We start from the raw sequence: 13,163 nt of genomic DNA, 5'->3' as shown, positions 1-13,163 counted from the left end.
TGCTGTGGCACTCGGGAAACCACGTCGATTTCGCCAGAATGCTTTCTCCCTTCCTACCAGGAGGCACTGACAAGATTGCCGTTCGAGGAGGGGATCCTTTGCAACGTTAGACGCTCTGTGGACAACTGCCAACCCCACTATCCACCTAGGCTGTGGATAACTTGTGCATAAAGGGCCATGGCTTGTGCACAGGATGGGGACAAGTGTGTGGATAAGCGTTGATCTTCGTCACCATCAGGCCCCTGACCTGCGCAAACGTTGTCAACGGCCTGTGGAGAAAAAGAAATTAAGGGCGCGTCGCTGTCCGTCAGTCGACCCTTGACTCCGCACCAAATCGACTATAGGCGTGTCGATATCCACAGACTTATGCCCGCCTGTGAATGACGGGCGCACAGCGGAAGGTCCTGAACTGGGCACATGCGCCCACAAGCATGTACGGCAACGCAAAAGCGGTCGCCTATGCTGGTGGCAAAAGGATCGAGGCTTGACATGACGAACTCAAAGAGTGCCAATAAGACGCATGTGACAAACGTAGACGTGGAAGAGTTTCTGGCTACCGTGGACACCAGCGAGGTCCGCCGGGCGGATGCCCACACGCTCTTGGCGATCATGCGGGAGGAGACGGGACAGGAGCCGCGCATGTGGGGGCCGAGCATCATTGGCTTCGGCCAGTACCACTACAAATATGCCTCGGGGCGCGAAGGCGACGCTGCAGCGGCCGGATTCTCCCCGAGGAAAGCGAACCTGGTTATTTACGGACTCAGCTATGCGCCCGACGTCGAACATCTTTTGGCGCGCTTGGGCAAATTTAAGGCCGGCGCCGCGTGCGTCTATGTCAACAAGTTGGCCGACATTGACGTAGACGTACTGCGAGAACTGATTCGCACCGGCTACCAGCACATAACCAACACCGAAATGCAGTCCCTGCAGTCGCAGAAGCGCTAGCTAGCACCAAAAAGGCCCGGCCCCCGCAGACGGGGACCGGGCCTAAATGTAGAAAGAAGTTACAGACTACTTAGCTGCAACAACGTTCAAGGTGATAACGGCTGCGACGTCTTCGTAGAGACGAACGTTTGCCTTGAACGTACCAACCGACTTGATGTGGGTGGGCAGTTCGATCTTGCGCTTGTCGATGTTGCCGAGACCGGCAGCAGCAACAGCCTTTGCAACATCGTCAGTCTTGACGGTGCCGAACAGGCGGCCTGACTCGCCAGCCTTGACGGTCAGCTTGACCGGCTTGGCGGAGAGTGCAGCAGCCTGGGTCTGAGCAGCTTCGATGGAAGCGTGCTCGTGAGCGGCGCGAGCAGCCTTGATCAACTCAACCTGCTTCTCACCACCCTTGGACCAGGTGAGGGCGAAACCGCGGGGCAGAAGGTAGTTACGTGCGTAACCGTTCTTTACCTCGACGATGTCACCTGAGGTACCGAGACCGGTAACTTCGTGGGTCAAAATGAGCTTTGCCATGTGTATTTATCTCCCTTAACCGCGGCCAGCGCCGGAGTAGGGCAGCAATGCAACTTCGCGGGCGTTCTTGATTGCCTGGGCGATTTTGCGCTGCTCCTGAACCGTGACACCCGTGACACGACGTGCACGGATCTTTCCACGGTCAGAGATGAATTTGCGCAGCAATGCTACGTCCTTGTAGTCGATGACAGTGATGTCAGCGGCCTTCAAGGGATTGGACTTTGGTTTGGGCTTACGGAGTTCAGCCTTAGCCATCGTGGAGCTCCTTAGTATTCGTGGAGCCCGTGGATATTAATCCGCGGGATGGTGTGCGTGCGGCGGTTGCCGCACATTTATAAAAAGAGTGGTGCGCAGGGTCCCTGCGTGGCGGCGGAGCCGACACGAAAGGGTGTGCACCGCACGTTAGAAGGGAGGCTCGGAGTTATCCGGGCCGGCGCCCCAACCGGAAGATCCGCCACCGGGCGTAGCCCAGGGATCGGATGCCGGTGCGGACTGCTGCTGGCCGCCATTGCCGCCGAAGTTTCCTCCGCCGGAATTGCCGCCAAAGCCGCCCTGGCCTCCGCCAGCGTTGCCGCCGCCGAAGTTGCCGCCTTGGCCACCGTTGCCGCCACCGAAGTTGCCCCCACCCTGACCGCCGGAGCGTTGGGTGCGGTTAACCTTGGCGTTGGCGTAGCGCAGCGAGGGGCCGATCTCGTCGACCTCAAGCTCCATGACGGTGCGCTTTTCGCCTTCTTTGGTGTCGTAGGTCCGCGACTTCAGCCGGCCCGAAACGATCACACGAGTTCCCTTTGTCAGGGACTCGGCAACGTTTTCGGCCGCTTCACGCCAGATCGACGCGCGGAGGAACAGCGTTTCGCCGTCCTTCCACTCGTTGGACTGGCGGTCAAAGGTCCGCGGAGTCGACGCAATGGTGAAGTTCGCTACTGCTGAACCGCTCGGTGTAAACCGGAGTTCGGGGTCACCGGTGAGATTACCAATGACCGTGATAGTGGTTTCGCCTGCCATCTGCTCCTGCTTCCTGCTTGGGTGTTTTCCTACGGGAGAAAAAGATAAAAGAAGTGAACCGAAATTACTCGGCTACTACTTTCTGCTCTTCCGGACGGGTGATCTTGGTGCGCAAGATGGTCTCATTGAGGCTCAACTGGCGATCAAGTTCCTGAGCGGTAGCAGGAGTAGAAGTGAAGTTCACTACAGCGTAGATACCTTCAGCCTTCTTCTGGATCTCGTACGCCAAACGGCGACGGCCCCAGATGTCAACCTTTTCGATGGTTCCACCATCGTTGGTGATGACATTAAGGAACTTCTGAAGCGACGACTCTACGGTACGCTCATCGACATCGGGGTCGATGATTACCATCAATTCGTAAGGACGCATATGTGAACCCACCTCCTCTGGGCTAGGCGGTTACGGTCTTTCCGTAACAGGAGGTTCATTTGCGGTGTCCGTGGACTGACGCAACACACTCAGGGAGTGGTCACAGTGCCAGCACAGACTTATCTATCTTACAGGACGTACGACGCCGGGCGCTCCCCTTGCGCGTAATTCTCCCCACAGGCGCATGCTTGCGGTTTCCCCTCATACCTGCTGTTGGGCAACAACGGGTAAGCGGGGAAACCACCGGCTTGCCGTGACGGCTAGATGATCACGTTCAGCGCCGCCTGGTACCCGGCGGCCACGGAACCGGAGGTTGAGGCCAGTTGGTGGATCCCGCCGTCGTCCCCAAAGACCATGTCCTTGGCCAGCGGCGTGTTCGGGAAGTTGGTCAGGCTGGACTCATAGCCGCTGGAGGCGTACACCTCATTGCAGGAGGTCTCCGTCATGGCAATTTGGGAGGTACGCAGGATCTGTCCGGCCGCGGTGGCGTTGGACATGCTTTCAAAGACTTCGAAGTGAATGTGCGGCCAGCGCCCGTTGTAGGCACCCGGGAAGATGGTGGTGAAGCTCAGCTGGCCGTTGGCGTCGGCCTCCTGGACGCCGCGTAAGAAGTTCTCATTTTCCAACCCCTTGTCATAGAGGGAGTACTCGCCATCCTTGGTGGCGTGCCAAAGGTAGACGGCAGCTCCGGCGAGCGGGGTGCAGCCGTTGTTGTTATCAAGCAGTGTCAAGGTCACCGTCAACGGCACACCCACGGCTGCGGTGGTGGAGGAACCAAAACTGGCGACTATGTTCTGCCGCACCACCCCTGAGGCCGTCAGCACATCGGGGCCGTTGGAGCCGTCGGCCGGGTAAGGTCCGGCGGTCTCTTCCGGGGTGTCAACACCATTGGCCGTGCATTCGGCAATGGCCCGGGTGAGTTCGGCGGTCTCCGCCGTTGTGGTGGCCGTGGCACTGGAAGTGGCGCTGGGCGTGGCCGTCGACGCCGAGGGGCTGGGTGTAATGATGATGGCGCTGTCACTACTGCCTGGCGTGCACGCCACCAGCCCGGCGGTGGCTCCGATGCCCAGGGCCAGTCCTAGGGTGCGGCGCCGGGTGATTATGGTCCCGAGGTCGAATTCGAGTCCGCGGTCATGGTCGGGGTGTGGTGTCTTAGTCATACTGACAATTTCACCAATGCCCCATAAGCGTGGGCTGTGCACCGGCTGTACGCATTTTAGGGATTGGCTGGTACCGCCTTCGCCGACGACGGCGCCAACTCGCGGGGACGGCGTATCTTATTCGGCGTTTCGCGAGTTGGCGCCGTCGTCGCGGTTGAGGTCGGCCAACGCTGTCACTACTCGTTGCGGGTGTTCGGCAATCCGGTTAAGTACGTACAACCACCATTCCCCACCAAAGACCACGTACTCGCGGGTGGCGTATCCCTCGCGGTGCAGTCGGTCCAAAAGGTCCGTGCCGAGCCCGAGGAGCATCTCAAACTCCACCGTGGCGGACTTCAACGCGCCACCAAAGCTGGCTATGAGGGTATCCACCAGCTCGTCGTCGTGCGTGGCGAGGTTCAACGCATGCCCGGTGTCAATGATCCTGCCCGCCAGCTGGAGATAGGCGGCGGTGAGCTCGGCACTGCCGCGCGGGTACGCCACAGATTCCGGCTCGAGGAATGCGCCCTTGACGAGGCGGATGGTCCCAGGCAGGGCAAGCACCCGCTCAAGATCGACGGGTGTGCGGTGCAGGCGCGCCTGCAAGGTGATGCCAACGCGCGGAATCTCGGCGGACAACCGCTCATAGACGTCAAGGACCAGATCGGTCCGGTCCGATCCCTCGGCGGAAATCATCAGCACGGTGCCCAGGTGCTCCGTAGCTGCGGCAAGCTGGCGCACGTAGCCCACTGCCATGTCCGGATCTACCAGGAGTCCCAGGTGGGAAAGGTCAAAGGAGATGGTGCTGGGCAGTTCCTCCCGGCTAATGGCTGCGGCCAGGTCAAGGAAAACGCCGGCCTCGGAGTGGGCCAGATCGGCGGTGCGGACGCTCTCGCCCGCATATTCGATGCTTGCCCGGTGACCGCGGGCGATTGCCGCACCGGCCACGGCGACCGCCTCACCCACGCTCTCACCAGCCGTGTAGCGGCGGGCTACTTTCGAGGCCGCCGCAGCCAGGGTCGGCGTGCCCATGACGTGCCTCTTCAGGTCTTCATCCAGCGCCCATGCCCGGAGCGTGTCAGCGGCGTTCTCAATGTCATTCACGGTTCTCATCCGCCCACCCTAACTGCGCGCACGCTGCCACAGCGATTTGCTTTCACTAGGCGAGACGGTGACCGGCGCGCATCTATGACGGCGTCGAGGGCACCCATCGGATCGCAAGCGTGGCATGATCACTTGCATGGAAAGCACACGTTCGCGGAGGGCCCGCCACCGCCGGCTACGCATGATCTTGATGGTTGTTGGCGGCGTGTTGGGGGTGGTCCTGACCGGGATCTTTGGCGACTGGTTCTACGCCCCCGCCGTGGGGTGGGGCGTGGCCGCGCTTGTATATAACGTCTCGGTGTGGCGTGCCATCGCCCCCATGGACAACATCCGCACTGCAGTGCACGCCCAGGAAGAGGATCCAGGCCGGAAGACCTCCGACTGGCTCATCCTGCTGGCGGCCCTGGGCTCACTGGCCGCCGTCGTGCTTGTCATGGTTGGGAGCCAGCACGAGAACGGTTCAGGGAAGTTTCTGCTGGCCCTGCTAGCCCTCCTCGTCACAGCCATGTCGTGGTTGCTGGTCCATACCCTTTTCACCCTGCGCTACGCCGAGATTTACTACACCGACGAGGCCGGTGGCATCAACTTCAACCAGGACGCCCTCCCCCAGTACACCGACATCGCCTACATGGCCTTCAGCGTCGGCATGACCTACCAGGTCTCCGACACCAACATCACCACGCGGGAGATGCGCTCGGCAGCCCTTCGCCACAGCCTGCTCGCGTTCGTGTTCGGCACGGGGATCCTGGCCACCACCATCAACCTGGTGGTCAGCCTGGTCTCCTAGCTCTTTTCTAGACGGCGGTGCCGAAGAAGGTCTGCGCAATGCGACTGAGGTGGAAGGGGTCATTCACACCGCACAGTTCCCTTGCCGAGTGCATCGACAACAGCGGCGTTCCGACGTCGACGGTCCGGATTCCGAGCCGCGTGGCCGTGAGCGGGCCAATGGTGGAGCCGCAGGGGACGTCGTTGTTTGAGACAAATTCCTGGTACGGAGCGCCGGTCTCGCGGCATAGATTGGCCCAGATCGCCGCCCCCGTCCCGTCCGTGGCGTAGCGCTGGTTGGCGTTGATTTTCAGCAGCGGGCCACCGTTGAGTACCGGCAGGTTTGCCGGGTCGTGACGCTCGGAATAGTTCGGGTGCACCGCATGGCCGGCGTCGGCCGACACGCAGAAAGACTTGGCGAAGGCACGACGCCGTTCACTCACCGTTGCCCCCAGCCCGTCAGATACCCGGGTCAAGATGTCCTCAAGGATTGGTCCGCAGGCGCCGGATCGCGAGCCCGAGCCGATCTCTTCATGGTCAAAGGCCGCCAGCACGGCAATGACCGGGCTCGCCGCGGAGCGGTCGGCGGCATTGATCAGGGCCACCAATCCTGCGTGCACAGAGGTCAGATTGTCCATCCGCCCGGCGGCAAAGAACTCATTCTTGGCGCCAAAAACCTGGCCGGGCTGGGTGTCAGCCACCACAATGTCATAGCCCCCAATGGTGGCCGCATCCACGCCGGCCCGCTGCGCCAACAGCCCCAGCAAATCCTCGGTCCCCGGGTGGCCCTGGCCCCAAACGGGGTTCATCTGCGCCTGCTTGGCCAATTTCAGGCCGTCGTTGGCAGATCTGTCCAGGTGGATGGCCAGCTGCGGAAAACGCAGCAAGGGGCCGGTGGCGACCAGCGATTCGGTGCCATCCAGATCCACCAGGCGCCCGGCAAATTGCAGTTCCCGATCAAGCCAGGAGGTCAGCAGCGGCCCGCCGTACACTTCCACGCCTGCCTGCAGCCAGCCGAACCGGCCGGTGGTGGGTTTGGGCTTGAGCTTGAAGGAGGGCGAATCCGTGTGGGCTCCCAGGATGTTGAAACCGGTGGTTGCCGTTGCCGTCTCCGGGGTGATCCAGGCGATGATGGCGCCGTCGCGGATCACAAAGTGCTTCCCGTGGGCGGGCCACTCCTGCGCTTCCAAGAGCTGGGTGAAGCCGGCAGCGCTTAGCCGCCGGCCGGCCTCGTGGGCTGCGTGGAAGCTTGACGGGGAGGCGTCAATGAAGTCGCGGAGGTCCAGGATGTGCTCAACAGAAGTCATACCTCGATTCAACCACCATCGGGCGGGTTCGCGCTGGCGGAGGGGTCAGTAGTCGGGGTTGCTTGGTGTGACCAGGCCGGTTTCGTAGGCGTAAACAACCACCTGGACGCGGTCGCGCAGCTGCAGTTTCGTCAGGATTCGCCTCACATGCGTTTTCACCGTCGCCTCTGAAAGAAACAGCTGGTGGGCGATTTCGGCGTTGGAAAGCCCCTGTGAGATTGTCTGCGCCACCTCAAGTTCGCGCGGCGTCAATGCATCCAGCAAGGGGTCGCGCGGCGCAGGCACCCGCACAGGCTGGGACCGGACAAAGTTCTCCAACAGCAGTTGGGTGATGCGCGGCGCCACCACGGCGTCGCCGCTGGCCACAACGCGCACGGCGTTGACAAGGTCAGCTGGCGCCACGTCCTTGAGCATGAACGCGCTGGCCCCCGCTTGCAGCCCTGCCAGGGCGTATTCATCTAAATCGAAAGTGGTCAAGATGATGACCCTGGACTCGGATGCCGAGGCACTGATCTTCCTGGTGGCCTCGATCCCGTCCATCAGGGGCATGCGGACGTCCATGAGCACCACGTCCGGGCGCAGGCGTTCGACGGCGGCAAGGGCTTCGATCCCGTTGGCCGACTCCCCCACCACGGTCAGGTCGTCTTCGCCTTCCAGGATGAGCCTGAAGCCCATGCGCAGAAGTGGCTGGTCATCCACGAGCAGGACAGATATCGGCCTGGTTTGCTCTTCACTCACAGTTTCCTCATCGTCCCCACTCATTGTTGACTCTCCGTGCCTAGGTGCATCACCGCGTCTACCTGCCACCCACCCCGCGGGACCGGGCCGGCGTCGACAGTTCCAGCATAGATTCCGGCACGCTCACGCATGCCCACAATGCCTTGCCCGGAACCCAGGGAAGCGTTAATTGAGCCGTGACCGTCGTCGTACACGCGCACCTTCAGCAGCCCGGCCTCTGGATTATTCTCGATCAGCACCTGTACCCGGGAGACTGCGGTGCCATAGCGCAGCACGTTGGTCAGCGACTCCTGCACAATCCGGTACACGGTTAGGGAAAGGGCTGGGTCTCGGGGCAGTATTGGCCCCGCTTGGGTAAAGCTAAGTGGCAGACCGGCCTGCCTGAATCCTTCCATGAGCGCTCCCAGATCGGTGTGGTCGGGCTGTGGAGAGCGTCGCGCCGCGTCGTCATCGCGCAGGACGCCAAGGACCCTGCGCATGTCGGTGAGCGCTGTCCGTCCTGTTTGCGAGAGCTGTCCCAGGACCTCCTGAGCCTTGCTCGGATCCCGCTTGACCACGACGGCGGCACCATCGGACAAAGCCACCATCACCGTCAGCGAATGAGCCACAACGTCGTGCATCTCCCGGGCGATCCTGTTGCGCTCGGCAACGGACGCCAGCTGGGCGTTTCGAATGGCCCACCGACGCAGCTCGGCTTCATGTTCGCGTCCGCGCCGCACGGAGGCACCGAGGCCTGTGGCGATAACATTGGCTAGCACCAGTGCGATCACCGTGATGATCAGGCTTTCCACCAGGCTGGGGCCGTTGGCCACAATAAGGTCACTGGGGTACTGATAGTAAAGCAGCGTATACAGCACCAGCGGAGCCGTGGCGACGGCGGCCACCGTGAAACTCAGAACGGCCTGGTACCGCGCAGCCACGGCGTACAGGGCAAACCAGAGGCCCACTCCCACGTTGCTTGAATTGGGAATCAGAGCCAGGGCCATGATTTCGAAAATGGCAATGATCACCACAACTGTCAGCGGCCTGTCGCGGCGGAACATGAGCACCACGGCCGTAGCTGCCAGCAGGATCAGGTGGATCCACAATCGTTCGGTTGAACTACCGAGGAGTGCGCCCGAGCCGGCGATGAGGTAGACCAGCACCACCACCACGTCCATGACGCGGGGGTGGGTGTAAAAGTAGGTTCTTACAGCACCGCGGCGGCGGGCCGAGAATTCATCGGCCCGCCGCCCGGCGGATGGTGATTCGGCGGGAGCAGCGGCCGTTCTTTCCGCGGCTCCCGCCTGGTCTGGGGTGCGCATAAAAGCGAGTCTTGGAGGCGCCGTTCTCGACGACCCCGCGGACCCTCTTAGACGTCGCGAGTCTTGAGGGAGATGGCGGCGGGAATGGTGAGCAGTAAGATCCAGCCGAGGAAGATCATGCCTCCGGCGAAGGGGGTGATGAAAGCTGCCTTGTCACCAATCTCCAGCATGCGCCCACCTGCCACGCTGGGGGTGTACTGGCCCACGTACTTCCAGAAGTCTCCGGGAACCAGGCCCAGGAGCTGGGTTCCGATCTCCAGCAGGAAGAACAGCGCCACCAGGACGATGATGCCGCCGGCTGAGCTGCGGATGAGTGTGCCCAGGGAAAGACCTGCCAGAGCCACGCCAGCCACGTACACGCCACCCATGAAGATGCTGTAGAGCACCCCATCCATGCCCAGTGACATGGTGATCCCGTAGTGGCTCATGATCGGGATGGAGATCAGGAACGTGATGAAAGCTGCCACGAGGGTCAGTATGTAGGAGACAACCACCAGCACAATGGCTTTGGCGAAGAATGCGGGTAGTCGCTTGGGCACCGCTGTCATGGTGGAGCGGATCATGCCCGTGCCAAATTCTGAGGAGATCAGCAAAACTGCCAGGGCACCAAGGATCAGGACGCCCAGCTGAATCCCGGCAATGGGGGTCCCGTAAATGTTCAGTCCCTGAGCGTTGGCGGACGCAATGGCCTGCTCGATGGTCAGTTTCGGAGCACCGCTGGGAATGGCACCAGGACGGGTTGCCACCGTTGAACCGGACTGCATGATGGCGTCAACGATGGTGCCGCGAAGCCAGGCTGCCATGGCCCCGACGCCCACCACTGCCAAGAAGGAAAAGCCCAGTAGCATCTGCGTGGAACGCAGGGAACGGAACTTGATCCATTCGCTGCGCAAAACACCGGCGAAGGATAGCCCGGTCCGCTTGCCCGCGGCGCGAGATGCGGGAATCGTCGTCGTACTCATCTTTACTGTCCCTTCGTGGCAGCCGGCACTGACGCGTCTGCAGAGTCTTCGGTGAATTCTTGGGAGTGGTACTCCACGGCGTCCTTGGTCAGATCGAAATACGCCTCTTCCAGGGAGTTGGACAGCGGCGTCAGCTCATAGACCAGTACCTGGTTTTCCAGGGCGCGTGCGGCGATCTGGCGCGAATCAAGGCCGGTCACTTCCAAGGTTTCATTTTCCGGGCACTCGATAGTGACTCCGGAACCTGCCAGCAGGGCGCTCAAACGAGTCACCTCGCTTGTACGGATGCGGGTCTTCACTTGCTGACCGCCGGCCAGAATGGTGGCGATGGGCGCGTCGGCAATGATCTTGCCACGGCCAATGACAATCAAGTGGTCGGCAGTTTGTGCCATCTCGCTCATGAGGTGCGATGACAAGAACACGGTTTTGCCCTGTCCGGCCAGGTGCTTGGCCAGGTTACGTACCCAGAGCACACCTTCCGGATCCAGCCCGTTGACGGGCTCGTCCAGGATCAGAGTTTGGGGGTCACCCAACAGCGCCGAGGCGATACCAAGACGCTGCCCCATGCCCAGAGAGAAGCCGCCAGCCTTCTTCTTGGCAACGGCGGCCAGGCCGGTCATGTCGATGACCTCATTGACGCGCGAGGTGGGAATGTTGTGGGTTGCCGCCATGGCCAGCAGGTGGTTGTAGGCGCTGCGGGAGGTATGGACGGCCTTCGCATCAAGCAAGGCACCCACCTGATGCAGGGGGTCGTGGTGATCGGCGTAGTGCTTGCCGTTGACCGTGACAGACCCGGCACTCGGCTTGTCCAAACCAACAATCATGCGCATGGTGGTTGATTTTCCGGCACCGTTCGGGCCAAGAAAACCTGTGACAATGCCCGGGCGGACGGTGAACGTGACACCTCCAACAGCCGTCTTGGCACCGTAGTGCTTGGCCAGGTTTACTGCCTCGATCATGGGAACATCCTCTTGTCGCCGTTGCTGTGTGCTTCTACTTGTACCTACCGTACGCAACCCGGACGCCGTTTTCCTCTATCTCAGGGATGAATCAGGGTCCTTTCAGGGTCGTCCCTTTGGATGACCAGGGATCAGCACAGCTTCCGGGCCCGGATGCGGGGCAGGTTTGGCCCAATCCGTAGGATGGGCAGATGAGCACCCTCCTCAACCCCCAGCCGCTTCCTGCACGAACCCTCTGGGCCATCTCACTGCCTGCCCTGGCACTTCTGCTGGCGGGCGCCCTCGTGGTGCGGCTGACACACAATGCCCCGTTCTTTCAGGGCATGGACAACGCCTGGTACCAGCTCATGCTCTCATCGCGCACCCCGTGGCTCACCTCCGTGAACCGGGTGCTCGACTTCCTTGGCAACGACGGAATGGTCATCTACGCCGTCCTCTTGTTCCTTGTACTGCTATTGAGGCACCGGCGCCTGGCGTTCTTTACCGCCGGGGCCAACCTTGGCGCCCTGCTAGTGACACAACTGATCAAGTTTCTGGTGGCCAGGCCCCGGCCCCTGGATCGACTCGTCAATGTCGACTCCGGCTCATACCCTTCCGGGCATGTAAGTGCCACCGTGGCAGCAATGGTGACTACCGCCGTCGTGCTGGGCAAACTGTGGATGTGGATCAGCGGCGCGATACTCAGTGTTGCCATGATGTACAGCCGCACCTACCTTGGTGCCCATTGGATCTCTGACACCATAGCCGGGGCCCTGCTGGGAATCGGCGTCACCTTGTTGCTGTGGGCCGCGATGCAAGACAAATGCCTTAGACGGTATGCTTCGGTTTCTTAGCTGGCGGATTTCTCAAAGGCCGACTCGGGCAAGGGCTTGGCTGCCGGGGCCGTCAGGATTGAGGCAACAATGGCGACGGCGATGGCAAGCAAGGCCCATCGGATGGTGACATGGTCGCCCAGAAAGCCCAGCAAGGGCGGACCGGCAAGGAACGCCACGTAGCCAATGGTGGAGACTACCGAAACCCTGGCCGCTGCCCGGGCCGGGTCATCGGCGGCGGCCGACATGCCCATGGGGAAGCCCATGGCGGCGCCCGCACCCCAGAGCACCGCACCGATCCCGGCCACCAGCATGTTTGGGGCCAGGACAAAGATGAGCAGGCCAACAAGGGCGGCACCCAGGCTGAAATACAGCACGGGCACACGTCCGAAGGTGTCAATGAAGCGTCCACCGAAGAACCTGAACAATGTCATGGAGGCTACGAACACGGCAAACATGATGGCGCCGGCGGCTTCCGTGGCGCCAAGGCCGTCCACGGAGGCCTTGGCAATCCAGTCGTTGGCGGCACCTTCGGTCAGGGCGGCACCCAAAACCACCAGCCCTACCAGCAAGGTGCGCTTTTCCGTCCAGGCACTGCGGCCCTTCGGGACGGTTCTTTTGGGGTCCTGATCCGCGGACGGAACTGCCTTGGTTTCGGGCAGGAAGAAGCGCGGGACAAAGTGCATGGCGGCGCAGACAAGAACCACAATGGCAGCCAGGTGCAAGGACATGCTGACGTTGACTGCGGAGAGGCCGGCACCTACGAGGGCACCGATCAGGGCGCCGCCGCTGAAACCGCCGTGGAACTGGGGCATGATGGTCCTGCCCAGATGGCGTTCGACGTCGGCACCCTCAATGTTCTGCGCGACATCCCACAGCCCCACACCTACCCCGAAGAAGATCAGTCCAAGAGCAGTCAGCGGAACCGACGCCTGGGCTAGGGCGATCGAGACGATCAGCCCGCCCGTGGCTGCGGTGAATCCGCCGGCGCGCACTGTGTTCGCCGTGCCGATGCGGGCCACAACGGAGCCGGCCAGCGGCAGCGCAACCACAGAGCCGGCCGCAATGGTCAGCAATAGCATGCCCATCTCGCCGGCAGTCAGATCCAGGATTCGGGTCACTGCCGGGATGCGTGCTGCCCAGCTGGCGAACACAAATCCGTTGATGGCGAAAACGGTAAAGGTGGCAATGGCCGCACGGCGGACCGCTTGCTGATTCATGGTGGAGAGCTCTT

The 13,163-nt window shown here is 61.7% G+C and carries 15 protein-coding genes; 3 read left to right on the top strand and 12 right to left on the bottom strand.

Translation table 11 applies throughout. From position 1 onward, the window contains the following. The first annotated feature begins 489 nt into the window (after window positions 1-489). Window positions 490-945, top strand: coding sequence for a DUF1801 domain-containing protein (locus tag CXQ94_RS12880; RefSeq protein ID WP_104090842.1), 456 nt, complete (start codon window positions 490-492; stop codon window positions 943-945). A 66-nt stretch (window positions 946-1,011) separates the two neighbouring features. Here the strand turns inward: CXQ94_RS12880 and rplI are convergent, their stop codons facing one another. The 6 genes from rplI to CXQ94_RS12850 form a co-directional block, all read right to left on the bottom strand. Continuing rightward, entirely contained in the window at window positions 1,012-1,464 is a 453-nt protein-coding gene (gene rplI, locus CXQ94_RS12875) for a 50S ribosomal protein L9 (RefSeq protein ID WP_104090839.1), read from the bottom strand. A 15-nt stretch (window positions 1,465-1,479) separates the two neighbouring features. Beyond that, window positions 1,480-1,719: a 30S ribosomal protein S18 gene (gene rpsR, locus CXQ94_RS12870; RefSeq protein WP_003800144.1), complete on the bottom strand. Its 240-nt coding sequence runs from the start codon at window positions 1,717-1,719 to the stop codon at window positions 1,480-1,482. Window positions 1,720-1,866: 147 nt separating this feature from the next. Continuing rightward, complete coding sequence (locus CXQ94_RS12865) at window positions 1,867-2,469, bottom strand: single-stranded DNA-binding protein (protein WP_104090836.1); 603 nt, start codon at window positions 2,467-2,469, stop codon at window positions 1,867-1,869. Window positions 2,470-2,533: 64 nt separating this feature from the next. Further along, window positions 2,534-2,839, bottom strand: coding sequence for a 30S ribosomal protein S6 (gene rpsF, locus CXQ94_RS12860; protein ID WP_104090833.1), 306 nt, complete (start codon window positions 2,837-2,839; stop codon window positions 2,534-2,536). Between the two features lie 260 nt (window positions 2,840-3,099). Continuing rightward, complete coding sequence (locus CXQ94_RS12855; protein ID WP_104090830.1) at window positions 3,100-3,999, bottom strand: 3,4-dioxygenase subunit beta; 900 nt, start codon at window positions 3,997-3,999, stop codon at window positions 3,100-3,102. 117 nt (window positions 4,000-4,116) lie between these two features. Next, on the bottom strand, window positions 4,117-5,091 hold the full coding sequence (locus CXQ94_RS12850) for a proline dehydrogenase family protein (protein ID WP_104090827.1): 975 nt from the start codon (window positions 5,089-5,091) through the stop codon (window positions 4,117-4,119). Window positions 5,092-5,218: 127 nt separating this feature from the next. Here CXQ94_RS12850 and CXQ94_RS12845 point away from each other — a divergent pair, with 127 nt between their 5' ends. After that, window positions 5,219-5,869 carry a DUF1345 domain-containing protein gene (locus tag CXQ94_RS12845; RefSeq protein WP_258067062.1) on the top strand — a complete coding sequence of 217 codons (651 nt, stop codon included), beginning with the start codon at window positions 5,219-5,221 and terminating at the stop codon, window positions 5,867-5,869. Between the two features lie 7 nt (window positions 5,870-5,876). Here CXQ94_RS12845 and CXQ94_RS12840 read toward each other — a convergent pair whose 3' ends face one another. Genes CXQ94_RS12840 through CXQ94_RS12820 form a run of 5 tightly spaced genes read right to left on the bottom strand, consistent with a single transcriptional unit; the run spans window position 5,877 to window position 11,117 of the window. Continuing rightward, a complete protein-coding gene (locus CXQ94_RS12840; RefSeq protein WP_104090824.1) occupies window positions 5,877-7,154 on the bottom strand; it encodes a M18 family aminopeptidase in 1,278 nt (425 codons plus the stop codon). A 45-nt stretch (window positions 7,155-7,199) separates the two neighbouring features. Beyond that, window positions 7,200-7,916, bottom strand: a complete 717-nt coding sequence (locus tag CXQ94_RS12835) for a response regulator transcription factor (RefSeq protein WP_104090821.1) — start codon at window positions 7,914-7,916, stop codon at window positions 7,200-7,202. After that, window positions 7,913-9,196 carry a sensor histidine kinase gene (locus tag CXQ94_RS12830; protein WP_258067061.1) on the bottom strand — a complete coding sequence of 428 codons (1,284 nt, stop codon included), beginning with the start codon at window positions 9,194-9,196 and terminating at the stop codon, window positions 7,913-7,915. The genes CXQ94_RS12835 and CXQ94_RS12830 overlap by 4 nt, the downstream gene beginning before the upstream one ends. Before the next feature lie 47 nt (window positions 9,197-9,243). Then, window positions 9,244-10,158: an ABC transporter permease gene (locus tag CXQ94_RS12825; protein WP_104090818.1), complete on the bottom strand. Its 915-nt coding sequence runs from the start codon at window positions 10,156-10,158 to the stop codon at window positions 9,244-9,246. A gap of 2 nt (window positions 10,159-10,160) precedes the next feature. Further along, complete coding sequence (locus CXQ94_RS12820; RefSeq protein ID WP_104090815.1) at window positions 10,161-11,117, bottom strand: ABC transporter ATP-binding protein; 957 nt, start codon at window positions 11,115-11,117, stop codon at window positions 10,161-10,163. A gap of 191 nt (window positions 11,118-11,308) precedes the next feature. Between CXQ94_RS12820 and CXQ94_RS12815 the strand changes: the two genes are divergently transcribed. Beyond that, window positions 11,309-11,950 (top strand): phosphatase PAP2 family protein, encoded by a 642-nt coding sequence (locus CXQ94_RS12815; RefSeq protein ID WP_104090812.1) that lies wholly within the window; start codon window positions 11,309-11,311, stop codon window positions 11,948-11,950. Here the strand turns inward: CXQ94_RS12815 and CXQ94_RS12810 are convergent. Next, the gene (locus CXQ94_RS12810; RefSeq protein WP_104090810.1) at window positions 11,947-13,149 is read right to left on the bottom strand and encodes an MFS transporter; all 1,203 of its coding nucleotides are present in this window, start codon (window positions 13,147-13,149) and stop codon (window positions 11,947-11,949) included. The genes CXQ94_RS12815 and CXQ94_RS12810 overlap by 4 nt on opposite strands. Between the last annotated feature and the right edge of the window lie 14 nt (window positions 13,150-13,163).

Source organism: Arthrobacter sp. GMC3 (assembly GCF_002929305.1).
Lineage (GTDB): Bacteria > Actinomycetota > Actinomycetes > Actinomycetales > Micrococcaceae > Specibacter.
Note: the sequence above shows the minus strand (reverse complement) of the source record. Positions and strands in the feature narration are given on the sequence as shown.

What these genes read in the sequence shown, in the direction of transcription:
- CXQ94_RS12880 (WP_104090842.1), top strand. Translation starts at nt 490, where the DNA reads ATGACGAACTCAAAGAGTGCCAATAAGACGCATGTGACAAACGTAGAC.
- rplI (WP_104090839.1), bottom strand. Translation starts at nt 1,464, where the DNA reads ATGGCAAAGCTCATTTTGACCCACGAAGTTACCGGTCTCGGTACCTCA.
- rpsR (WP_003800144.1), bottom strand. Translation starts at nt 1,719, where the DNA reads ATGGCTAAGGCTGAACTCCGTAAGCCCAAACCAAAGTCCAATCCCTTG.
- CXQ94_RS12865 (WP_104090836.1), bottom strand. Translation starts at nt 2,469, where the DNA reads ATGGCAGGCGAAACCACTATCACGGTCATTGGTAATCTCACCGGTGAC.
- rpsF (WP_104090833.1), bottom strand. Translation starts at nt 2,839, where the DNA reads ATGCGTCCTTACGAATTGATGGTAATCATCGACCCCGATGTCGATGAG.
- CXQ94_RS12855 (WP_104090830.1), bottom strand. Translation starts at nt 3,999, where the DNA reads ATGACTAAGACACCACACCCCGACCATGACCGCGGACTCGAATTCGAC.
- CXQ94_RS12850 (WP_104090827.1), bottom strand. Translation starts at nt 5,091, where the DNA reads ATGAGAACCGTGAATGACATTGAGAACGCCGCTGACACGCTCCGGGCA.
- CXQ94_RS12845 (WP_258067062.1), top strand. Translation starts at nt 5,219, where the DNA reads ATGGAAAGCACACGTTCGCGGAGGGCCCGCCACCGCCGGCTACGCATG.
- CXQ94_RS12840 (WP_104090824.1), bottom strand. Translation starts at nt 7,154, where the DNA reads ATGACTTCTGTTGAGCACATCCTGGACCTCCGCGACTTCATTGACGCC.
- CXQ94_RS12835 (WP_104090821.1), bottom strand. Translation starts at nt 7,916, where the DNA reads ATGAGTGGGGACGATGAGGAAACTGTGAGTGAAGAGCAAACCAGGCCG.
- CXQ94_RS12830 (WP_258067061.1), bottom strand. Translation starts at nt 9,196, where the DNA reads ATGCGCACCCCAGACCAGGCGGGAGCCGCGGAAAGAACGGCCGCTGCT.
- CXQ94_RS12825 (WP_104090818.1), bottom strand. Translation starts at nt 10,158, where the DNA reads ATGAGTACGACGACGATTCCCGCATCTCGCGCCGCGGGCAAGCGGACC.
- CXQ94_RS12820 (WP_104090815.1), bottom strand. Translation starts at nt 11,117, where the DNA reads ATGATCGAGGCAGTAAACCTGGCCAAGCACTACGGTGCCAAGACGGCT.
- CXQ94_RS12815 (WP_104090812.1), top strand. Translation starts at nt 11,309, where the DNA reads ATGAGCACCCTCCTCAACCCCCAGCCGCTTCCTGCACGAACCCTCTGG.
- CXQ94_RS12810 (WP_104090810.1), bottom strand. Translation starts at nt 13,149, where the DNA reads ATGAATCAGCAAGCGGTCCGCCGTGCGGCCATTGCCACCTTTACCGTT.